Annotated in this window: 18 protein-coding genes, 2 tRNA genes, 1 rRNA gene and 2 pseudogenes; 1 reads left to right on the top strand and 22 read right to left on the bottom strand. The window is 49.0% G+C overall.

The window, feature by feature from the left end; genetic code table 11:
• From infB to ftsH, 18 genes and pseudogenes are all read right to left on the bottom strand, one after another.
• A pseudogene (gene infB / locus LH51_RS14820) lies at nt 1-1,998 on the bottom strand (translation initiation factor IF-2); the annotation flags it as partial.
• Between the two features lie 27 nt (nt 1,999-2,025).
• Nucleotides 2,026-3,515: pseudogene (nusA, locus tag LH51_RS14815) on the bottom strand (transcription termination factor NusA).
• A gap of 29 nt (nt 3,516-3,544) precedes the next feature.
• The gene (gene rimP, locus LH51_RS14810) at nt 3,545-4,000 is read right to left on the bottom strand and encodes a ribosome maturation factor RimP (protein ID WP_036520899.1); all 456 of its coding nucleotides are present in this window, start codon (nt 3,998-4,000) and stop codon (nt 3,545-3,547) included.
• Between the two features lie 393 nt (nt 4,001-4,393).
• On the bottom strand, nt 4,394-5,536 hold the full coding sequence (locus tag LH51_RS19465; RefSeq protein WP_052063823.1) for a GGDEF domain-containing protein: 1,143 nt from the start codon (nt 5,534-5,536) through the stop codon (nt 4,394-4,396).
• The gene (locus tag LH51_RS14800) at nt 5,515-5,769 is read right to left on the bottom strand and encodes a hypothetical protein (RefSeq protein WP_036523505.1); all 255 of its coding nucleotides are present in this window, start codon (nt 5,767-5,769) and stop codon (nt 5,515-5,517) included. Before LH51_RS14800 ends, LH51_RS19465 begins: the two co-directional genes overlap by 22 nt.
• 225 nt (nt 5,770-5,994) lie before the next feature.
• Nucleotides 5,995-6,522: an ABC transporter permease gene (locus tag LH51_RS24430; RefSeq protein WP_327124474.1), complete on the bottom strand. Its 528-nt coding sequence runs from the start codon at nt 6,520-6,522 to the stop codon at nt 5,995-5,997.
• Nucleotides 6,504-6,845, bottom strand: a complete 342-nt coding sequence (locus LH51_RS24425) for an ABC transporter permease (RefSeq protein ID WP_327124472.1) — start codon at nt 6,843-6,845, stop codon at nt 6,504-6,506. The genes LH51_RS24430 and LH51_RS24425 overlap by 19 nt, the downstream gene beginning before the upstream one ends.
• Before the next feature lie 15 nt (nt 6,846-6,860).
• Nucleotides 6,861-8,165, bottom strand: coding sequence for an ABC transporter permease (locus tag LH51_RS14790; protein ID WP_235263763.1), 1,305 nt, complete (start codon nt 8,163-8,165; stop codon nt 6,861-6,863).
• The gene (locus LH51_RS14785; RefSeq protein ID WP_036520896.1) at nt 8,134-9,234 is read right to left on the bottom strand and encodes an extracellular solute-binding protein; all 1,101 of its coding nucleotides are present in this window, start codon (nt 9,232-9,234) and stop codon (nt 8,134-8,136) included. The genes LH51_RS14790 and LH51_RS14785 overlap by 32 nt, the downstream gene beginning before the upstream one ends.
• Nucleotides 9,235-9,286: 52 nt before the next feature.
• Nucleotides 9,287-10,399 carry an ABC transporter ATP-binding protein gene (locus tag LH51_RS14780; RefSeq protein WP_036520893.1) on the bottom strand — a complete coding sequence of 371 codons (1,113 nt, stop codon included), beginning with the start codon at nt 10,397-10,399 and terminating at the stop codon, nt 9,287-9,289.
• 327 nt (nt 10,400-10,726) lie between these two features.
• A complete protein-coding gene (locus LH51_RS14775; protein WP_036523502.1) occupies nt 10,727-11,578 on the bottom strand; it encodes a DMT family transporter in 852 nt (283 codons plus the stop codon).
• Between the two features lie 165 nt (nt 11,579-11,743).
• Nucleotides 11,744-11,820: transfer RNA gene (locus LH51_RS14770), tRNA-Met, on the bottom strand.
• Between the two features lie 15 nt (nt 11,821-11,835).
• Nucleotides 11,836-11,921 (bottom strand) — tRNA-Leu (locus LH51_RS14765).
• A 28-nt stretch (nt 11,922-11,949) separates the two neighbouring features.
• The gene (gene secG, locus LH51_RS14760) at nt 11,950-12,321 is read right to left on the bottom strand and encodes a preprotein translocase subunit SecG (protein WP_052063824.1); all 372 of its coding nucleotides are present in this window, start codon (nt 12,319-12,321) and stop codon (nt 11,950-11,952) included.
• Nucleotides 12,322-12,325: 4 nt separating this feature from the next.
• On the bottom strand, nt 12,326-13,108 hold the full coding sequence (gene tpiA, locus LH51_RS14755; RefSeq protein ID WP_036523496.1) for a triose-phosphate isomerase: 783 nt from the start codon (nt 13,106-13,108) through the stop codon (nt 12,326-12,328).
• Nucleotides 13,109-13,155: 47 nt separating this feature from the next.
• Nucleotides 13,156-14,505 (bottom strand): phosphoglucosamine mutase, encoded by a 1,350-nt coding sequence (gene glmM / locus LH51_RS14750; RefSeq protein WP_036523493.1) that lies wholly within the window; start codon nt 14,503-14,505, stop codon nt 13,156-13,158.
• A gap of 1 nt (nt 14,506) precedes the next feature.
• A complete protein-coding gene (folP, locus tag LH51_RS14745) occupies nt 14,507-15,373 on the bottom strand; it encodes a dihydropteroate synthase (protein WP_052063822.1) in 867 nt (288 codons plus the stop codon).
• 80 nt (nt 15,374-15,453) lie between these two features.
• A complete protein-coding gene (gene ftsH, locus LH51_RS14740; RefSeq protein WP_036523508.1) occupies nt 15,454-17,454 on the bottom strand; it encodes an ATP-dependent zinc metalloprotease FtsH in 2,001 nt (666 codons plus the stop codon).
• 439 nt (nt 17,455-17,893) lie between these two features.
• Between ftsH and LH51_RS14735 the strand changes: the two genes are divergently transcribed.
• Nucleotides 17,894-18,163, top strand: coding sequence for a YhbY family RNA-binding protein (locus LH51_RS14735; protein WP_235263762.1), 270 nt, complete (start codon nt 17,894-17,896; stop codon nt 18,161-18,163).
• 50 nt (nt 18,164-18,213) lie between these two features.
• Here LH51_RS14735 and greA read toward each other — a convergent pair whose 3' ends face one another.
• The 4 genes from greA to rrf form a co-directional block, all read right to left on the bottom strand.
• Nucleotides 18,214-18,693, bottom strand: a complete 480-nt coding sequence (greA, locus tag LH51_RS14730) for a transcription elongation factor GreA (RefSeq protein ID WP_036523488.1) — start codon at nt 18,691-18,693, stop codon at nt 18,214-18,216.
• Nucleotides 18,690-21,911, bottom strand: coding sequence for a carbamoyl-phosphate synthase large subunit (carB, locus tag LH51_RS14725; RefSeq protein ID WP_036523486.1), 3,222 nt, complete (start codon nt 21,909-21,911; stop codon nt 18,690-18,692). Before carB ends, greA begins: the two co-directional genes overlap by 4 nt.
• A gap of 28 nt (nt 21,912-21,939) precedes the next feature.
• Entirely contained in the window at nt 21,940-23,076 is a 1,137-nt protein-coding gene (carA, locus tag LH51_RS14720) for a glutamine-hydrolyzing carbamoyl-phosphate synthase small subunit (RefSeq protein WP_036523484.1), read from the bottom strand.
• Between the two features lie 453 nt (nt 23,077-23,529).
• Nucleotides 23,530-23,615 (bottom strand): 5S ribosomal RNA (gene rrf, locus LH51_RS19460); the annotation flags it as partial.

Genomic DNA, 23,615 nt, shown 5'->3' with positions numbered 1-23,615 from the left:
GCGAGGTTGTCAGAGCTTCCAGTGAACCACGAACATCCGCTTTCAATACGATATTCAGGGATTTCACTTCACCCGCCTGCATATTCTCAAACAGGTTTTCCAGTTTGGCTTTTTGCTGACGCGCCAGTTTGATTTCACGGAATTTACCCTGACGGAACATAGCGACTTCACGGGCCTTCTTCTCAGAAGACACTACGGTGAATTCATCACCAGCACCCGGCGTACCGTCAAGACCCAGGATCTCTACCGGTATGGCAGGACCCGCAGACTCTACCGGACGTCCGGCTTCATCCAGCATAGCGCGGACTTTACCGTAGTGCAGACCGGCCAGGACAATATCACCTTTGCGCAACGTACCATTCTGTACCAACAAGGTAGACACAGAACCACGTCCCTTATCCAGACGCGATTCCACCACGACCCCAGACGCAGGCATATCAGCAACGGCTTTCAGCTCAAGTACTTCAGCCTGCAGCAATACGGCATCCAGTAGGGCATCGATTCCTTCACCGGTTTTCGCCGACACATGCACGAACTGCACTTCACCGCCCCATTCTTCAGAGATGACATCACGCTGTGCTAACTCATTACGCACACGTTCCGGATCTGCATCAGGCTTATCAATTTTATTGACGGCAACAACCAAAGGCACACCTGCCGCTTTGGAATGCTGAATAGCCTCTTCCGTCTGTGGCATCACGCCATCATCAGCAGCGACCACCAAAATAACGATATCGGTCAGTTTGGCACCACGTGCACGCATAGCAGTAAAGGCGGCGTGCCCTGGTGTATCCAGGAAAGTCACCATGCCGTTTTCTGTTTCTACGTGGTAAGCACCGATATGCTGGGTAATACCACCCGATTCACCCGCTGCTACCTTGGCTTCGCGGATATAGTCCAGCAGCGAGGTTTTACCATGGTCGACATGGCCCATTACTGTGACAACCGGTGCACGGGAAGTACCCTCACCTTTCTGCTGCTGCAAGCCTTCTAACAAGGCATCTTCAATGGCATTTTCCTGCAATGGAACCGCTTTATGGCCCATTTCTTCAACCACTAAAACCGCTGTATCCTGATCCAGCACCTGATTGATAGTTGCCATAGCACCCATCTTGAACATCACTTTGATGACCTCAGCCGCCTTGATCGACATTTTCTTGGCCAGATCAGCAACAGTGATACTTTCAGGCACGCTGACTTCATGCACTACGGGTGCAGTCGGTTTTTCAAATCCATGCTGATTAGAACTGGCACGCCCACGTCCCATTGCACGCTTTGGACTCTTGCCCGGACGCCGTGTACCACGCGGACCCTCTTCATTCATACCCGGACCTTCCGGGTAGCCGCTGGCTTCCCTCGGCGAGGGGAGTCATCTTCGTCACGACGACCGCCACCTTTAGGACGATTTTCCTTGGTCTTGGTACGCGCGGGTCCTTTTTTCTCTTCAACAGGCTCAGTCACTACCGCAACATCCGGTACTGGCGCTGTAGCCACTTTCTGAGCCACAGGTTCAGGTGCAGCTTTGTCAGCAACGCTGGCATCCGCAACGTCTCCAGCTTTCACTTCGGCAGTTGGCACTGCCACGTCATCTGGAGTAGCTGTTGCCACTGCAGTTTCAGGAATATCTGGCTGTGCTGGCGTATCGCTGACAGCAGCTTCCATTTCTGCAGCATTACCAGCTTCATCTAAACCTTCACGCTTCACATAAGTACGTTTTTTACGTACCTCAACATTGACTGTTTTACGCTTACCTGCAGCACCGGCAACTTTAAGCTGCGATGTAGTTTTGCGCTTTAACGTAATACGACTTGGTTCAGCCACTGCACTTTCATCACCATGAGATTTTTTCAGGTGAGTAAGTAGTGACTGACGTTCTGTTTCAGAAACCATCGAGGTTTCTGACTTACCTTTGATACCGGCATCCTGCATCTGATTGAGCAAACGCTCAACGGATACACCAACCACATCGGCAAGTTGTTTAACGGTTACTTCTGCCATAAATGGGTTCCTCTTCTCCGCTGACTGTTACTGACTTTCTGAAAACCAGGGAGCGCGCGCGGTCATAATCAGCGCAGCAGCCCGTTCTTCGTCCAGCCCCTCAATTTCGGTTAACTCATCGACGGACTGCTCAGCAAGATCCTCCATGGTAATAACACCTATCGCCGCCAGCTGGTATGCCAGCGCGCGATCCATGCCTTCCATTGTCAGAAGATCTTCTGCAGGTTCCGTAGATCCTAATTGTTCTTCATTTGCGATCGCCAGATTCAGCAATGCATCTTTGGCTCTCATACGTAATGACTCAACGATATCTTCGTCAAAACCATCAATTTCAAGCATTTCATCAACCGGCACGTAGGCTACTTCTTCCAAAGAAGTGAAACCCTCATCAACCAGTATCTGTGCCAGCTCATCATCAACATCCAGATGCACCATAAACAGATCCAGAACTCGACCCACTTCAGACTGGTGTTTTTCCTGCGCTTCGGCTTCACTCATCACATTAAGCTTCCAGCCAGTCATTTCACTGGCCAGACGCACATTCTGACCATTCCGGCCGATTGCCATTGCCAGTGCTTCTTCAGCCACAGCGACATCCATAGAGTGGCTGTCTTCATCAATCACGATTGACGCAACTTCTGCCGGAGCCATAGCATTGATAACCAGCTGTGCAGGGTTATCATCCACAGCACAATATCTACACGCTCGCCACCCAGCTCATTGGTAACCGCCTGAACACGCGATCCACGCATACCGACGCAGGCACCCACAGGGTCGATCCGACCATCGTTGGTTTTGACCGCGATTTTGGCACGCGACCCAGGATCACGTGCCGCTGCTCTGATTTCAATCACCTCTTCAGCGATTTCAGGCACTTCAAGACTGAACAACTCAACCAGCATTGCCGGAGCTGTTCTGCTCAGGATCAACTGCGGGCCACGACCTTCTGCACGGACTTCTTCAAGCACAGCACGCACTCGATCGCCCATACGGAAGCTTTCACGTGGTAGCAGATGTTCACGGGGCAACAAGGCTTCAGCGTTATTACCCAGATCAATAATGACATTGTCACGTGTCACTTTCTTGACGGTGCCAGCAATCAACTCACCCTGGCGATCACGGTATTGATCAACCACTTTAGCCCGCTCAGCTTCGCGTACTTTCTGTACGATAACCTGCTTGGCGGTCTGTGCCGCTATACGTCCGAACACCACCGACTCAACCTGTTCTTCGTACACGTCACCAGGTTGCAGTGACGGGTCAAGCTCTTGCGCTTCCTGAAGCGTCAGTTCCGTACCCAGGGTTGGAACACCTTCATTATCCATCACCTGCCAGCGACGAAACGTATCGTAGTCACCGGTAGCGCGATCTATCTGCACATGGATATCGGCTTCTTCGTCGTAACGTTTTTTGGTTGCAGTCGCCAGCGCCACTTCAATCGCTTCAAATATAACCGCTTTCGGCACATCCTTTTCATTGGATACTGCCTCAGCAACCAGTAAAATCTCTTTATTCATTACTCAGCCTCACCTGAACCTTCAAACGCTTAAAATTGCGGAACCAGCCGCGCCCGATCTATAAAATCAAGGGGCAACAGGTATTCATGATCGTCTACCACGAGCAAAATCTCATCTCCTTCAACGCCATTCAGCACACCTTTGAAACGCCGACGTCCTTCAAAAGGAACACGCAGCCGGACTTCCAATTGGTGGCCCAAATAGGCCTGATATTGCTCCAATGTATACAAGGGGCGGTCCATTCCTGGCGAGGAGACTTCCAGCAAATATTGCTCTGTAATCGGGTCCTCTACATCCAGAATACCGCTAACCTGATGACTGACACGGGCGCAGTCATCTACTGTGACGCCTTCAGGGCCATCAATATAAATTCTCAGAGTGCTCTGTTTTCCTGCTGACCGAAATTCAACCCCCCAGAGATCAAATCCCAGCGCACTGATTGCAGGTCTAATCAAAATTTCCAGCTGTTTAATCTTAGCTGACACGCTATTTACCTCTTTCTGACACCGCAACAGGGGTGCCACATTTACTATCGGTAACAGAGCACTTTTGTTAATGCCTTGTTACGAGTTACCCCACGCAAAACAAAAAATGGGTCTCTACCGGACCCATTTCTGAAAGACATAGTGCCATGATTCACCTACGAAAAAGCCCCTATAGAGGGGCTTTTTCCTAATCCAGAGTGGGCTGTGTATCAACAACACGGCTGCTCATGGTTTGAAACCTGATTATACATACTACATTTATAGCAATAGTTATAATCAGCCTACGAAGCAGTACAAGCACTATGCACATCAGAAATGAGTGCCATCTCCGTAAAAAACTGCCTTATTATAGCAACTGACAGGGTTTGTCACAATATATAGATCCAATCACAATCAAGTTGATGCTAGTTTTGAAAATACTTTGTAGTTGTTACGGCCATCGGCCTTAGCTGCATACAAGGCTTTATCTGCCTGACTCAACATATCTTCCAGGGAGCGTGTGGCTTGGTTTAACTGACTAATACCAATGCTCGCAGTCAGCGTATGGCTGGTTAATGGCACAATCACTTTTTCAATCGCTTCTCGCAAACGCTCGGCAACTACAGCCGACTGTTCAGCATCAGCATCATCAAGCAGAAGCACAAACTCCTCTCCCCCCAACCGGGCATGCAGATCTGTCTGGCGGCAGGCATGGCGACAGCATTCAGCCACCGCCATCAGAACCTGATCCCCGGATTTATGCCCCCAAGTGTCGTTCACTAATTTAAAATAGTCGAGATCGACCATCAACAACGCCAGATCACGATTATGCCTACGGGCACGCTCAAACAATGCATTACCATAGTTAAAAAAGGCCCGTCGGTTCATCACCCGAGTCAACGGATCGTGTGATGCATCAAAGCGCGCCTGTTCACGCTCCTCTAGTGAGGCACCCAAAATCAACGCCATAATAACAGTCACAACAAAGAGTAACTGAAAATCTACTACGGGATAGTTATCCAGATCCAATAATAAATAAACTGACACCGCCGAAAGATTAACAATTAATGACGTAAGCAAAGCAAAGCGCATACCATAGACAGTGGCCGCCCAGGCTACCGGAAGCAGTATCAGATAACCAACACGCCCTACCATACCTTCAACACCCGTTACCATGAAATAGACAGCAACCGTTAGCGCTATCAACAATAACAACATCAATGGCCAAACCACACGCCTTTCAAACACATCACCCCGATACACATGATGGCCCTCATATACATCGATAAATAAAGTAGCGGCCACCATAAACATTAACACCCCACCTAAATCGCCAATCCAGTAGCTTAAAAACAACGTCAATAGCTCTTCTGAGGGGACCGATGCAAGATACTTCAGTACAAAAATGGCAACTGCAGCAGAAACCAGGGTAGTTAAAACCACGATCAGAATCAGCGCGCTAACATCTCGCAGAGTCTTGACAGGAAGAGAAAATAACGACAAATGACGCGCCAACACAGCCGCACCTGAATAAATCAACAGCTGACGTAGCGCCATGCGAAGTTTTCAACTTGCCAGAAATGAAACAGACCAAAAGGGAAACTACCCAGCATGATAGCCAATGCGGCCACGGGTATATAACGCGGACCAAAATGAAATACAAACAGAAGAACAACACCCGCTGCAGGATAAAACGCACTTACAAAGGGTGCTATTTCAAACAGACTAGCAAAATGCCACATTAGATAATAGAGCAGCACCAGAACCAACGAGCGCGAAAAAAATTCCATTTATTACCTGCTGACCGCCTGAATCAAGGGCTAAATTCCCTGAAAAATCTTATGGAAATTCAGAGAAGCATATGATTCAGTATCCAGCATTTATTGTTTTCTGTATAGAATGAAACGCTGCCAAAGCACACTTACACGCATAAGCGTTGAAAAAATAAGCAAAAAATTTTAAAAAAATACCCTGGCTACTGGCGACAAAGTCACCAGTAGCAGGGTCGATACTGATCAAGCCGGAGAAATACCCCGGATTCTCTCGGAACGCCGACGCAACAACTCAACCGCTGTCAGCATGGCTATCGACAGGAGTACCAGGATGGTAGCGACAGCCAGAATGGTTGGACTGATAGATTCTCGGATACCCGACCACATCTGTATCGGCATGGTGGACTGTTGAGGTCCAGAGATAAACAACACCACGACCACTTCATCAAACGAGGTTGCAAAAGCAAACAACGCCCCGGAAATCACCCCCGGCAACACCAAAGGTAAAATCACTTTAAAAAAGGTCGTCGTTGGATTAGCACCCATCGAAGCGGCGGCCCGGACCAGACTTTGATCAAAGCCTGTCAGGGTTGCTGTGACGGTAATCACCACAAAAGGAATGCCCAGTGCCGTATGTGCCAAAATCACCCCGAGGTAGGTTTGCGCTAATCCTACATCCGAGAAAAAGAAGAACATACCCGCACCGGAAATGATCACCGGTACGATCATCGGTGAAATTAACACCGCCATCACTACCGATCGATAGGGCATAAAGCGGCTGGATAAGCCAGTGCCGCAATCGTACCCAATATCGTTGCCAGAATAGTCGATGCTATGGCAATCAAAATACTGTTTTTGATCGAGTGTAACCAGGCCTCTGAGGTAAAAAAGTCCTGATACCAGCGTAATGAATACCCCTCTGGATCCAATGTGAGCATCTTCTGGGTAAACGAGAAGTAGGGCTCCGCATTGAAACTCAGCGGAATTATCACAAACAGTGGACCAATCAAAAAACAGAATATCAAACCACAGATAATTCTGAAGATGTAATACCAGGCCTTTTCAAAAGGCGTTGCATAAGCAGGTACAGCCATAAGTTTTGCTCCTCCTTATCCCAGCTTCAGATTATCTGAACCGACCAAACGGTTGTAGATCAGATACAGGGCAATAACCAGCCCCAACAACAAGGATGCAATCGCTGCCGCCAGACCCCAGTTAAGTGAAACCTGCATATGATAAGCGATAAAGTTAGTGATAAAGCGACCCGATTCACCACCCACCAGTGCGGGGGTAATGTAGTAACCTATCGCTAAAATAAACACCAGAATGGCGCCTGCACCTATCCCCGGTAACGTCTGTGGAAAATACACCCGCCGGAACGCCGTATACCCGGTAGCACCCATTGACCGCGCTGCACGCATGTATGTGGGTGAGATACTTTTCATCACTGAATAGAGTGGCAAAATCATGAATGGCAGCAGAATATGCGTCATGGCCACGATCGTACCTATCTCGTTATAGATCATTTGCAAACGCGATTGATCATCAATAAACCCCAAGGCGACCAGCATATTATTCAATATACCCTGGCTCTGCAGTATCGCTATCCAGGTAGTCGTTCGCACCAGCAACGACGTCCAGAAGGGCAAAAGCACCAGCATCATCAGTAAACTGGATGTGCGCATAGGCAAACTTGCTAATAGAAAAGCAACCGGATAACCGAGTAAAAAACATAAGAAGGTGATCAGCATGCTCATCCATAGCGTTTTGATCATCAAGTCGACATAGACGCGCCGATTTTCTGGCTGACGCACAATACTGCCATCAGCGTCATAACGCATATCCATCGCAGCCAAATAATAGCTCAGGGTATAACCGCTGGATTCACGCTTAATTACGCGCCAGACATTGGTATCTTCCCAATTCCGGTGCGCCTCAATCAGCGTTTCCTTCCAGGATTCAGGACTCTCAACCCTGGCAATACGCCTGGCGGTACCGGTAATGGTAGAACGCATGCCGGAATATTCATAGTTCAACCGACTGGCAACCCGACCCAGATTACGGTTGATTTGACCCTCTTTAAGGTCATGCGCCAGTGCCGCATATACGGACTCATCCGGCAAGCCTTCACCGTCCCAACCCTGCAAAGCAGATGACGTAGTCGGCATAATAGTGACGACTTCATTACTTTCAACACTGCGTGTCAACATGCTGAAAATAGGGAAAATAAATGCAACCAACAAAAATAGCATCAGCGGCGCAACCAATAGAATTGCGCGCAACTTGTTCTTGAACAACGCCCGCCTGAGGCTCGTTTTAAGCGGACGACCATCGGCAGCGACCAGCGGTGCCGAAGCACCGCCGTCACTGTTTACAGATGGATTACTGTGCGAGCCAGGCATCGAAGCGCTCATTCAACTCATCCTGATAGTCAGCCCAAAACTCATCATTTTTCGGCAAAGCCGTAGCGAAGTTGGGTTCATAAGTAGGCATATGAGGTGTCATATCGATACCCGTCGGAATATGCTCACCGACTAAAGCTGCACCACTTTTACGCGCTGGACCATAGGAGATATAACTGGCCTGAGCTGCATTCTGCTCTGACTCAGTAGAGAAACGCAGGAAGTCTTTGGCAGCATCCATCTTCCCTCTTGGCACTACCCAACCATCCAGCTCAAACACCTGGGCATCCCAGATAATTTCGAAAGGCTGGTCTTCATTAACCTGTGCAGAGAAGATACGACCATTGTAGGCCGAAGCGAATGCAACCTCCTGATCAGCCAACAACTGTGGCGGCTGAGCCCCTTCAGACCACCAGATCACTTCACTCTTGATGGTATCCAGCTTGGCCAAAGCACGCTCGACACCCTCATCAGTTGTCAGCATGTCATAAACCTCATCATGCGGCACACCATCAGCAATCAATGCCCATTCCAGGTTATTGATCGGACGACGTTGCAGTGAGCGCTTACCGGGGAAGTTTTCCAGATCAAACACATCTTCGATAGTTGAAGGCTTGTTATCTTCCGGGAACATTTCAGTGTTGAATGCAACGATATTGGAGTAAACGATAGTGGCTACAAAACACTCATCCAGCGCACCTGGAATAAAGTCTTCACTTGGTGGTGTACCATCTGGTGCAGGCGCCAGCAGCTCATCATGATCCAATATTTCAATCAGACCTTCAGCACAGGCTATTTTGGCATCAGCAGGCAGCATATCTACCAGATCCCAGGTGACATTCCCAGCTTCCACCTGCGCGCGAAGACCCGCCAGGCCGGTTGCCGAACGGTCGATATTAACGATGCGCTGACCAGTTTTTTCTGTCCAGGGTTTAGAGTACGCCTCCTCCTGGCTCATGGTATAAGCGCCACCCCAGGATACGACATTAAGATCCTCTTGAGCCTGGGCAGTCGAAATAACAGCGGCTGTAGATAGCATCACAGCGGCTGTCAGAGCGGATTTACGAAAAATTCTAGTCATTTGTAACTCCAGCATTCTAATTAAATAGTGGCAATAAGCCTGTTTTTATTATTTACGCATCAAGTGCGCGACAATCACTGACGGTCCATCCAACGGTGATCTTATCTCCAGCCGTATAGCGATGGACAGCAGATGAATTGGGTGTTTTCACGATAAATTCATTGTTACCTGCCACTTCGAACCGGGTTCTGAGATGATCACCCATATAGATGACTTCCCTGACTTTGGCATCGAGAATGTTAGGTACTGAACCAGGTTCAGGGTTTATGCAGACGCGCTCCGGACGCAGTGAGAGGGTACTTTTCTTACCCTTGCCAGACACATTGACAGGTAATGAATGCACAACCTCTCCAGTAGGCAAACGGATATCGGCCTGCGTATCCGTCAACTCGATCACCTCACCAACAAAGGCGTTGTTTTCACCTATAAAGCCAGCGACAAATGCATTTTCAGGACTTTCATACAAGGCTTCTGGCGTAGCCAGTTGCTGTACTATGCCATCATCAAACACAGCAATACGATCAGACATGGTCAATGCTTCGGTTTGATCATGCGTCACATAGATCATACTGATCCCCAAATCCTCATGCAGGTATTTAATTTCAAACTGCATCTCTTCGCGCAAGCTTTTATCCAGTGCACCCAGTGGTTCATCCATGAGCACCAACGCCGGTTCGAACACCAGTGAACGTGCCACAGCAACGCGCTGCTGCTGACCACCGGAAAGCTGAGCAGGACGTCGGTCACCAAAACTATCCAGCTTAACCATGGACAGTGCGCGCTTAACTTTTTCTTCAACAGTTGATTTGGGAATATTGCGAACTTGTAATGGAAAGGCGAGATTTTCAGCGACCGTCATATGCGGAAATAGCGCATAGTTCTGAAACACCATACCAATACCGCGTTTGTGCGGTGGCAAGCGTGTAATGGGCGTGCCATCAAGCAGAATCTGCCCATGGGTAGGAACCTCAAAACCCGCCATCATCATCAAGCAGGTGGTTTTACCAGACCCTGACGGGCCCAACAGCGTGATAAATTCACCCTGATCCATATCGAGGTTGAAATTTTTGACTACCAGCGTTTCACCATCGTAAGTCTTTTGCACACTGTCAAAGACTACGAAAGATTTTTTCTTCTCTACATCAGCGCCATTCGGCTTTTCCATCGGAAATAATCCTCCCGTCAATCAGGCGGGGCAGATGACCTATTTCGGGATAACTGCCACCCAGCAAGGCCTGTAATTATTTTTCTTGGACTTAGGTATAACCGATTCACAAAAGGATGTAAAACCCCTCAGGCTATTTTTTTTTGCTAAAAATAGCTCCAATTCCTAGGGTTACACTGGGTTAGCTCCCGTAATTACTGGTAATAGGGATAAAAAAAAGAAATTTCTCAGACGTGTAATACAAAGATCAAATTTTTTCCCCTGGCTGTTATGACAGTGATTATTGAATATAAAACCAGCCTACTAAGTGCTCACTCCAGAGGCTTGCTAAATGCCATCAGAAGGTTGTTTCTGCAGAATAACCAAGGCAATACCACCGAGAACAGCCACAGAAGCCAATAATAAACGTAAGGTTATTGGCTCATTTAGAAGAACGATACCACCCATAGCTGCAATAACAGGAACACTAAGCTGAACTGTAGCTGCATTTGCAGCCTTAAGCGCTGGCAGAACCGCGTACCAAATAGCGTAACCCATCCCGGAAGCGATTGCCCCGGAGCAAACTGCATACCAGAATCCAGCCATATCGAGCGACGAACCGTTCAACAGAATCAGACTCATGACTAGTGTAACCGGAACAGACCGCAGAAAATTACCTGCTGTTACCTTGATTGGATCACCTACCCCTCTTCCGCGCAGGGAATAGACACCCCACGCAGCTCCAGCAACCAGCATCAATACAGAGGCATACAGTGGAGGTGCAGAAAGGCCCGGCAGCAGCAAAACAATCAACCCCCCAAAAGCCAGGAGAAGACCAATGAATTGCAGCTTAAACAATCGTTCTCCAGACCAAATACCATACCCTATCATTGTCACCTGGACGGCACCAAAGAGCAGCAGCGCACCAGTTCCGGCAGACAGGCCCACATAGGCAAAGGAAAAGCCTGCCGCATACACAAATAAGGCTATTGCCGATAGCCAGCTACCTGCACCGGCAGGAGCAGCATGCCGCATACGTACGATTAACCAAAGCACCAGGGCACCAGAAACTAAACGAATACCCGTAAAGCTGGCTGCATCGATACTGGTATGAGTGAGAGCAGCCCGACAAAGGAGTGAATTGCCTGCAAAAGCCATCATAGCAAGTGTCGTAAGTGCAAGGATGCGTACAGATGACATAAAACATTCCCGTGGGTAGTAGTGTACGGAAGAGTTAACACTACCACCTTCTGGCAGCTTTTATTAACAGTTTTGAATTAGCATTTTCGTTGGAAAAACGCAGAAGAATAGAAACCGCACTACGAAAAAAGGCAGACCGGTGATTACCGAATCTGCCTTTAAATATGGTAGCGGGGACAGGATTTGAACCTATGACCTTCGGGTTATGAGCCCGACGAGCTACCAGACTGCTCCACCCCGCATCAAACTTTTAATCATGGTGCCGACGGCCGGACTCGAACCGGCACGAGCATTGCTCACCACCCCCTCAAGATGGCGTGTCTACCAATTTCACCACGTCGGCTAAAACGTTTTCCCCAGACAGACCGAGTTTAATCGGCTGATGGAATATCACTTGAAGAAGCTGCACCCGATGAGCCAGGCACCTCAAGGACAGGAAGTTCTTCAGCACGCTCTGCAGCCGATTCGATAACCTGCAGAGACGGAATACCAGCATCACCCACATTCGAGGCACGCTCTTTGGCAAAGTAAGCCAGCGCAAAGCTGGTTGCGAACAGTATAGCTGCAACCAGCGCGGTAGCTTTAACCATAAAACCGGTGTTGCCCGTGCTACCAAAAACAGTTTGCGAGGCACCAGCACCAAATGAAGCCCCCGCCTCTGCGCCTTTGCCTTGCTGCAGTAATACCAAGGCGATAATAGCCGCTGCCAGCAATACGTGAACGATCAGAACCAGTGTTTCCATTATATCAACCATTTATTGTGCTAAGTGCCGCTGCGCGACAGATAGCAGTAAATTCATCAGACTTTAGCGACGCACCGCCAATCAGGCCGCCGTCAATATCAACCTGTTCAAACAAAAGAGCAGCATTGGTAGAGTTAACGCTACCACCGTACAATAGCCTGATACTTTGCGATAGATCTTCATCAAACGCCGATGACAGATACTCGCGTATAAAAGCATGTACTTCCTGAGCTTGCTCAGACGTTGCTGTTTTTCCCGTACCTATTGCCCATACAGGCTCATAGGCAATCACCAGCTTTTCAGCTTCAGCGCGCTGCAAGGAACTCAAGGCACCCTTCAACTGCGCACTGATCATATCGGTAACCTGGCCACTTTCCCGCTGCTCAAGACTTTCACCTACGCAAACAATCGGTGTGAGACCAGACAATAACGCGCTGGCAATTTTAGCTGCCACCTGCTCGTCTGTTTCACTCTGTTCATGGCGACGCTCAGAGTGGCCGATTAATACGTAGCGCACACCCAAATCGTTCAGCATGGCTGCAGAGCTATCACCCGTATGCGCGCCATCGGCAGCAAACCTGGACACATCCTGCGAACCCAGGGCTACAGCACTACCTTGCAGTAGCGTTTTAATCTGCGCCAAGTATACTTGCGGCGGACAAATCACTACATCAATATCAGCCTCAGGAAGTCCGGATAACTGAGTTAAAAGCGCATCGACCAGAACCCTGTTCTGTTCAATTCGACCATGCATTTTCCAGTTTCCTGCTACCAGTGCTTTACGCATTGATATCACTCCTGATAAAAGAGGCGCAAATCTTAACTGAGTTGGATTCAGGATACAAGACTAGATAACGCTTTTTCCACTGCCTCGGCAAGCGAGCCACACAGCGCTTTTACCTGATCTGCATCTTCACCCTCAACCATAACTCTAACCAACGGCTCCGTTCCGGATGGGCGCAGTAAAACACGCCCTGACTCACCTAATTCAGCCTCTGCCTGCATAACGGCCGACTGAACAGCAGTCACACCCAGCGGATCGATCCCCTTAGGTACTTCGACATTAATCATAGCCTGCGGCAGTTTTACCACACCCTCTTTCAACTCGGCCAGTGATAGCCCCGCATCAGCCATGGCTTTAAGAACCTGCAAAGCCGCAACAATACCATCTCCTGTAGAGCTCACCTGCTTACAGACGAGATGCCCTGAACTCTCTCCACCAAGATTCCAACCTCTGGAGTCCAGCAATTCCATGACATAGCGATCACCAACTTTAGCGCGTACAAAAGGTATAGATTCACGCCTAAACGCCTGCTCCAGGCCGAAATTTGACATCAATGTGCCGACAACGCCACCAGCCAAAATACCTTGATCACGCATAGCCTTGGCAATGATGTATAGAAGCTCATCACCATCAACAACAGCGCCATTATGATCCACCATAATCAACCGATCGCCATCACCATCCAAGGCAATTCCCAGATCAGCCTCTTCAGCCTGAACAACTTTTCTCAGGCCGTTCACATCTGTGGCACCTGAGTTTTCATTAATATTCAGCCCATCAGGTGCTGAAGCGATTTCAATGACCTCAGCTCCCAATTCCTGAAATACACAGGGAGCAACATGATAGGTGGCACCATTAGCACAATCGAGTACGACACGCAGCCCCTTAAGTTTTAAATTCCCGTTTACTGTTCCCTTGCAGTATTCAATATAGCGCCCCGCGGCATCCTCAACTCGGCGTACTTTACCCAATTGTCCTGAAGGTACAGTTGTCATCGACAAGTCCATTTGCGCTTCGATGGCTAACTCAACCTCATCCGGCAGCTTGGTACCCTTGGCAGAGAAAAACTTTATACCATTATCCTGATAAGGATTATGCGACGCACTAATTACGATACCCGCATCAGCCCTGAACGTACGAGTTAAATAGGCAATGGCTGGTGTTGGCATAGGACCGGTCAGAAGTACATCAACACCCGCTGCTGAAAGCCCCGCCTCCAGCGCTGACTCAAACATGTAACCGGAAATACGCGTATCTTTACCAATTATAATCTTGCTATGCCCCTCACGGGCAAACACACAACCAGCGGCCCAGCCTAACTTGAGCACAAAGTCCGGTGTTATAGGAAATACACCCACCTCACCACGAATACCATCCGTACCAAAATATTTACGCGTCAAATCATATCTCCCAGGTTTCCTGATATACGGCCTCAAGCACATTGAGTGCATCAACGGTTTCTGCAACATCATGCACACGAAGTATTGCAGCCCCCTTTTGTGCGGCAAGCAGCGCAGTCGCCAAACTACCTGCCAGACGTTGATCTACAGGCTTTCCAGTAACCTGCCCCACCATGGACTTGCGCGACGTGCCACTTAATACCGGATAACCCAATGCCACCAATTGATCCAGTCGATTCAGCAGAGTGAGATTATGCCTCAGGCTTTTACCAAAACCAAAGCCTGGATCCAAGAGGATTTGATCTGCAGCAATTCCGGCAACACCACAACGGACTACCTGCTGCTGAAGGAAATCCTGCACATCTTCAACAACATCTGCATAATCCGGATTAAGTTGCATAGTTGCAGGCCCACCTCCCTGCATATGCATCAAACACACTGGAAGCCCAGTCTTTGCAGCCACATCAAGCGCACCTGGGAGGCTAAGCGAGCGCACATCATTAATCAGGCCCATACCCAGCTTAGCCGCTGCATCAATCACCTCGGCCTGACTACTGTCGAGCGAAATCACCACATCAAACAGCTGCGCGAGCTGCTCTATAACAGGCAAGACCCGATCCATTTCTTCAGACACAGATACCGGGGTAGCACCTGGGCGAGTGGACTCACCACCCACATCCAATATTTTAGCACCTGACGCCACCATGGCCTCAGCCTGACGTAACACCACATCAATGCACAACCTGCTCTGGCGAAAATACCTACCGCCATCCGAGAAAGAGTCAGGTGTCACGTTAACAACACCCATGACGACAGGGCGCGAAATATCTAGCTCACGCCGACCACAACGAAGCGTTTTTAATACCATTCTCAAGCCTCAACCAGCCTTTACTTATTAAAAAGCCGGCACATGGCCGGCTCTTTTCTATCCATTACACTAAATTGTAATCAGCGTCGATCATCGCCATCCGGCTCAGACCAAGGATCGGAATCAGTACTTTCATCGCCACCCTCTGCTACATCAGTTGATCCACTATCGTCTGCGTTCGGCATATCGGCATCTGCAACAGAAGTGGAAGACGCGGACTCATCCTTACCCTTCGCTTCACTCACATCTTCACCCGGCTCCTGCCAGCCTTCAGGTGCACTTACAGGCTGTCGCTCCATCAGCTCATCTAACTGCTTCGAGCCAATGGTTTCATACTTAATCAACGCTTCAGTCATTGAATCAAGAATATCGCGATTCTCAGTCAGAATTTTATAAGCTTTAGCATAGCAGTCATCAATAATCTGCCTGACCTCAGCATCAATCACCCGCTGAGTTTCTTCAGACTTGGCTTTAGCACCACCGCCTGCACCACGCCCAAACGGATCATCATCTTCCTCTGCATAAAGCAAAGGCCCCAGAGTCTCACTTAAGCCCCACTTGGTAACCATATTACGTGCAAGCATTGTGGCACGCTGAATATCATTGGATGCACCCGTTGTCACGCCTTCTTTGCCTAGCGTCATCTCTTCAGCAATACGTCCACCGTAGAGTGAACAGATCTGGGAAATAATTCCCTGGCGACTGTGGCTGTAACGATCTTCAGCAGGCAGGAACATGGTCACACCCAGCGCACGCCCACGCGGAATAATCGAGACTTTATACACCGGATCATGCTCAGGCATCAGACGACCAACAATCGCATGGCCAGACTCATGATAAGCCGTATTCAGGCGTTCTTTGTACGACATAACCATGGAACGACGCTCGGCACCCATCATGATTTTGTCTTTAGCTTTTTCAAACTCGTCCATGCCCACTACACGTTTGCCAAAACGCGCGGCAAACAGAGCAGCTTCATTAACCAGGTTTGCCAGATCCGCACCGGAAAACCCCGGAGTGCCACGTGCAATCAGATCAGAACGAACATCGTCACCTAGTGGTACTTTACGCATATGCACTTTAAGGATCTGATCACGACCACGAATGTCCGGTAAACCCACATGCACCTGACGGTCAAAACGGCCTGGTCGCAATAACGCTGGATCCAAAACATCAGGGCGGTTAGTCGCGGCAATAACGATAACGCCTTCAGTTCCCTCAAAACCATCCATCTCGACCAGCAACTGGTTTAGTGTCTGCTCACGCTCATCATTACCACCCCCGAGTCCAACACCGCGGCTACGGCCAACAGCGTCAATTTCATCAATGAAAATAATACAGGGAGCATGTTTTTTAGCTTGTTCAAACATATCACGGACGCGGGACGCACCCACACCAACGAACATTTCAACAAAGTCAGAACCCGAAATACTAAAGAAAGGTACTTTAGCCTCACCAGCAATAGCCTTAGCTAACAATGTCTTACCTGTACCCGGAGAACCGGCCATCAGCACACCACGTGGAATATGCCCACCCAGGCGCTGAAATTTGCCAGGATCACGCAAGTAATCAACCAGCTCAGCCACTTCTTCTTTAGCTTCTTCTACTCCGGCAACATCATCAAAAGTTGTCTTGATCTGATCTTCACTCATCATACGGGCTTTGGATTTACCAAAGGACATGGGTCCACCCTTGCCGCCAGCACCACCTTGCATCTGGCGCATAAAGAACATAAAAATGGCGATAATGATGAGAATCGGGAAAGCAGCAACCAGCAGCTGACTCCAGATACTCTGTCCTTCAGGCTGCTTGCCTTCGATCAGAACATTATTAGAGAGCAGATCATCAATCAGCTTGGGATCCTGTACGGCAGGACGGATAGTGGTAAAATCTTCACCTGTCTGTCGCTGCCCATTAATAGTGAAGCCGTCGATAAGAACCTTGGACACACGCCCAGCCTGCACCTCTTCGACAAACTCAGAGTATGACAGCTTGCCGACTTCAGGCTCAGTGCTGAAATTATTGAAAATAGTTAACAGCACTGCCGCTATCACGAGCCACAACACTAAATTTTTTGCCATATCGTTCAAAGGTCCACCCTCAGTTCTACTTAACTTTATGACCGGCCGGTCATGATACCACAGCTAAAGCTCTCTGCCTGAATCTTTACCTATAGATTTATTAATCGTATTGATAGTCTTAAACTCATCAACTTACTCTCATATCAGAGCAAACTCCGTCGCTCAGCCAACATTCACCAATGTTTTACGTTCGCAATCTTTAGAGCGATCAAAGCTACCTGCGTTTGATAGGAGAAAGACCATAATGTTCCCTGCTATTATCACCAGTACGCTTTATCTGCACTCCTTTTACAGCAGATCATCATTCTTTGCTACTCAGTGCCTGCTCAGTCATGTAAAATCTGACTAAATTAAACAGGCAGCATGCCTCCCGAAAACCCACGAGGCACATATTCTAGTATGAGCTTAACTACTGAGCAAAAAAAAACATCTGCGCACTTTGGGCCATCAGCTAAACCCTATCATTATGGTGGCAGGCAATGGCCTTAGTGAAAATATTCAACTGGAAACCGACCGAGCACTTGCAGATCATGAATTGATTAAGGTCAAAGTTACTGTCGGAGACCGTCAGTTGAAGCGCGACCTGATCAAGGAGCTCTGCCAGATTGTTGAAGCCACCCTGGTCCAGGAGATTGGCAACATCGCTCTGCTTTACCGAAAATCAGACAATCCCAATCCAAAATTATCCAATCTACAGCGCCTGAAATAAGCAAAAGCCACCTTCGCAATCACGAAGGTGGCTTATATTTTCAGTGTAGCTCAGCCGGCATGCAGCACTTCGGTAATTTCATACTCAGAAACACCATTGGGCGTATTAACAGCCGCGATATCGCCCTCTTCCTTACCTATCAGGCTACGGGCAATGGGTGAGTTTACCGAGATTTTACGTGCCTTGATATCAGCTTCATCATCGCCGACTATCTGGTAACGCACAGTCTCGTCCGTATCCAGATTTATCAGCTCAACCGTCACACCAAAGATCACCTTACCGGTATGCGGAATTTTGCTGACATCAATGATCTGCGACTGCGAAAGCTTATACTCCAACTCGCGGATACGACCTTCAATAAAGCCTTGTTGCTCACGCGCAGCATGGTATTCAGCATTTTCTTTCAAATCCCCATGAGCACGGGCTTCAGCAATATCCGCAATTACTTTGGGGCGGTCTTTAGTTTTCAGCCTTTCCAGCTCTTGTCTCAGGGTCGCCTCACCAGCAACCGTCATAGGCACACGGCTCATGAGAAGTCTCCTTTATGTAAATCCTGCAGACGACGCACCACTTTCTCTTTGCCGAATTTAAGTGCTTCGGTAATTGCAACAGCGCCCGCCAGCGTAGTCGTATAAGGTACTTTATGCTGAAGCGCTGTGCGACGTATGGCAGCCGAATCAGCAATGGCTTTTCGTCCTTCAGTGGTATTGATGACATAGGCAATTTCACCATTCTTCATCACATCGACGATATTGGGACGTCCTTCCATTACTTTATTGATGCGTTCAATCTTCAGCCCATTGTCTTCCAGCAGTGCAGCCGTTCCGGATGTTGCTACGATAGTAAAGCCCAACGCAGCCAAATCCCGCGCAACACTGATCACACCGGGTTTATCCACATCACGAACAGAAATAAATGCTTTGCCCTTGGACGGCATTTTCTCACCAGCACCCAGCTGTGCTTTCATGAAAGCTTCACCGAAACTCTCACCTACACCCATCACTTCACCTGTAGATTTCATCTCAGGGCCCAGAATGGGATCAACACCTGGAAACTTGTTAAACGGAAAAACCGCTTCTTTAACACTGAAGAATTTGGGAATGATTTCTTCAGTAAAGCCAAGTTCAGTCAAGCTTTTACCCGTCATAACCAAGGCAGCAATTTTTGCCAGAGAAACACCGATGCATTTGGATACGAAGGGTACTGTACGCGAAGCACGCGGGTTGACTTCGATGACATAAATTTCGCCATCCTGATAGGCCAACTGCACATTCATCAGACCCACAACGCCTAATTCCAGCGCCATTTTACGGACCATTTCACGCATCGCATCCTGCACATCAGCCGCCAGGCTATACGGTGGCAATGAACAAGCGGAGTCACCCGAGTGAACACCGGCCTGCTCAATGTGTTGCATAATGGCGCCAATTACAACGATTTCGCCATCACATACAGCATCAATATCGACTTCAACAGCCGCGTTCAGGAAGTGATCCAGCAGTACCGGTGCATCATTAGAAACCTTTACCGCTGACTGCATGTACTGACGCAACTCAGATTCCTTATAGACTATTTCCATTGCCCGGCCACCCAGAACATAGGAAGGACGCACAACCAGTGGATAGCCGATTTTAGCCGCTTCGATAATCGCTTCTTCCAGGCTTCTAACGGTCGCATTTTCGGGCTGTTTCAGCCCCAAACGCATCAGCATCTGCTGGAACTGTTCGCGGTCCTCGGCACGATCAATCGACTCTGGCGAGGTACCAATAATCGGAACACCTGCCTGCTCCAGGGCAACAGCCAGCTTCAATGGGGTTTGCCCACCGTACTGAACTATCACACCTTTGGGTTTTTCTACAGCAACGATTTCCAGCACATCTTCCAGCGTAATCGACTCAAAGTAGAGACGATCTGAGGTGTCGTAGTCAGTTGATACTGTTTCGGGGTTACAGTTAACCATAATGGTTTCATAACCGGCCTCACGTGCTGCCAATGCGGCATGTACGCAACAGTAATCAAATTCGATACCCTGGCCGATACGGTTAGGGCCACCACCGATAACCATGATCTTTTCACGATCACTCGGATTGGCTTCACACTCTTCTTCATACGTGGAATACATATACGCCGTATCCGTGGCGAACTCGGCCGCACAGGTATCGACCCGCTTGTATACCGGGCGAATATTGAATGCATGGCGCTGTTTACGTAGCTGCTTTTCGCTCACGCCAAGCAGAGTGGCCAGACGCGCATCAGCAAAGCCTTTACGTTTCAGGCGGTACATCTGCTCAGCTGTCAGATCAGACAAGGCCATCTGGGACACAGCCTGTTCATCTTTAATCAGATCTTCGATCTGCACCAGGAACCAGGGATCGACACCTGAAAATGCGTAGATTTCATCGACACTCATCCCCATACGGAAGGCGTCGCCTATATACCAGATACGCTCACTGCCTGGCTGCTGCAGTTCACGAATAAGATCTGTACGAGCATCTTCTGCATTCAAATCGATGATGGGGTCAAGTCCGGTTGCCCCCACTTCCAGCCCACGCAGAGCTTTCTGCAGTGATTCCTGCTGGGTCCGGCCAATTGCCATCACTTCACCCACAGATTTCATCTGCGTAGTCAGACGATCATTAGCCTGGGGAAACTTCTCAAAGGTGAAGCGTGGAATCTTGGTAACAACATAATCGATGGATGGCTCAAACGAGGCCGGGGTACGTCCACCGGTAATCTCGTTTTGCAGTTCATCCAGGGTATAACCAACGGCCAGTTTGGCTGCCACTTTAGCAATAGGGAAGCCCGTTGCTTTGGATGCCAGCGCCGATGAGCGCGAAACACGCGGATTCATCTCGATAACAACCATACGGCCTGTTTCGGGATCAACACCAAACTGCACATTCGAGCCACCGGTCTCTACGCCGATCTCACGCAACACAGCCAAAGAGGCATCACGCATGATCTGATATTCTTTATCTGTGAGTGTCTGCGCCGGTGCAACAGTGATACTGTCACCCGTATGCACGCCCATGGCATCGAAGTTTTCGATAGAGCAGATAATGATACAGTTATCTTTTTTGTCGCGAACGACCTCCATCTCATATTCTTTCCAGCCGATCAGCGACTCATCGATCAGCAACTCTTTGGTGGGAGACATCTCCAGTCCGCGTTCACAGATTTCAATAAATTCTTCGCGGTTATAGGCAATACCACCACCGGACCCACCCATAGTGAATGAAGGGCGAATAATTGAAGGGAAGCCTATGGAGTCAAGTACTTGAAGTGCCTCTTCCATGCTATGCGCCATAGCTGAACGCGGACATTCCAGACCAATATTTTTCATCGCTTTATCAAAGCGCTCGCGGTCTTCAGCTTTATCGATGGCATCCTGGGTAGCACCGATCATCTCGACACCGTATTCAGCCAGCACACCTTCACGATCCAGATCCAGAGCACAGTTCAGTGCTGTCTGCCCACCCATAGTCGGCAACAACGCATCAGGGCGCTCTTTTTCAATTATCTTGGCAACCGTTTTCCACTGAATCGGTTCAATATAGGTTGCATCCGCCATCGATGGATCAGTCATGATGGTAGCCGGATTAGAATTCACCAGGATAACCCGGTAGCCTTCTTCACGCAGCGCCTTACAAGCCTGAGCACCGGAGTAGTCAAACTCACACGCCTGACCTATAACAATAGGCCCAGCTCCGAGGATAAGGATACTTTTAATATCTGTACGTTTAGGCATCAGTAATAACCAGTCTCAATAATTCAGTTCAGGCACGTTTACGGGCTTGCATCATTCCGATGAACTTATCGAACAAAGGGGCGACATCGCGTGGACCGGGGCTTGCTTCAGGGTGCCCCTGAAAACTGAAAGCCGGGCAATCAGTACGCTCAATACCTTGTAGAGATCCATCAAACAGTGACTTATGTGTCGCACGCAAGCAGCTTGGCAGCGAATTTTCAGACACCGCAAAACCATGGTTCTGACTGGTAATCATCACTTGTCCGCTATCAATATCTTGCACTGGGTGGTTGGCACCATGATGGCCAAATTTCATTTTTTCAGTTGTCGCGCCACTGGCCAGGGCCAACAACTGATGACCCAGACAGATACCAAAAACCGGCAAACGGGTCTCCAGTATTTCACGGATAGCCTGGATGGCATAATCACAAGGTTCCGGATCCCCCGGTCCGTTGGACAGGAACACGCCATCCGGATGCAGGGCCAACACAGCACTCGCTGGGGTTTTAGCCGGAACGACAGTCAACTTACAGCCACGACTTACCAGCATGCGCAGGATGTTATGTTTAACACCATAGTCATAAGCAACAACATGGAAAGCCTGTTCAGTGGGTTCAGATGAAGCATAGCCTTCACCCAGGGTCCATTCACCGACTGACCATGCATAGGTTTCTGTCGCCGTTGCTACAGCGGCAAGGTCCATACCTTTAAGTCCAGGGAAACCTTTCGCCAGCTCAACAGCCCGGGCTTCATCCACCTCACCGGCCATGATACAACCATTCTGCGCACCCTTTTCGCGCAGAATACGCGTCAGGCGACGTGTATCAATGTCTGCAATCCCAACAATGCCTTTTTCGGCCAGGAACTCATCAAGCGCCTGTTCTGAACGGAAATTACTCGCGATGAGCGGTAGATCACGGATTACCAGCCCTGCGGCCCAAACACTGTCTGATTCCTGATCTTCAGAATTGACTCCAACATTACCTATATGAGGGTAAGTGAGGGTGACGATCTGGCGACAATAGGAGGGATCAGTCAGTATTTCCTGATAGCCGGTCATAGACGTATTAAAAACGACTTCGCCGGTGGTCTCTCCGTCAGCGCCAATCGCAATCCCCCTGAATATTGTCCCGTCTTCAAGGGCAAGAATGGCTGGTCGCGTCAATGGAACCTCCCCGCTAATATGCTGCATGATAAATGACTTTATATGAAGTGATGAACAGTTGTAAAAAAGCGAGACACAGCCGAAGCCAGTCTCGCTTTAATAAAATCTGTGGTTTGCGGAAACTTCCGGCAAAACGACCTTATTTTAGTGCAGTTCGGGTCAATAGTCCAACACAAGATGACAACTGGCTTTAACTATTTGAAAGGCAATAAAAAAAGGGCCACCCTGCTGGATGACCCTTTCTTTAGTATTAAGTGCCTGGCGATGACCTACTTTATTCGGGCTTCGCCCTCACCCACTCAGCGCCTTGCGCTTCGGGGCCGTCGTCGCTAGCGCCGACGTTCAACGCGCTACGCGCTTTTGTCGCATGGCCCCATGTGCGAGTAGCTCAACTAGCAAATATAGTAAAAAAAAGGGCCACCCTGATGGGTGACCCTTTCTTTTATATTAAGTGCCTGGCGATGACCTACTCTCACATGGGGAGACCCCACACTACCATCGGCGATGACGCGTTTCACTACTGAGTTCGGGATGGGATC

This window comes from Nitrincola sp. A-D6 (genome assembly GCF_000764495.1).
GTDB lineage: Bacteria > Pseudomonadota > Gammaproteobacteria > Pseudomonadales > Balneatricaceae > Nitrincola.
The sequence above is the reverse complement of the archived record's forward strand: the minus strand, read 5'-3'. Positions and strand labels throughout refer to the sequence as shown.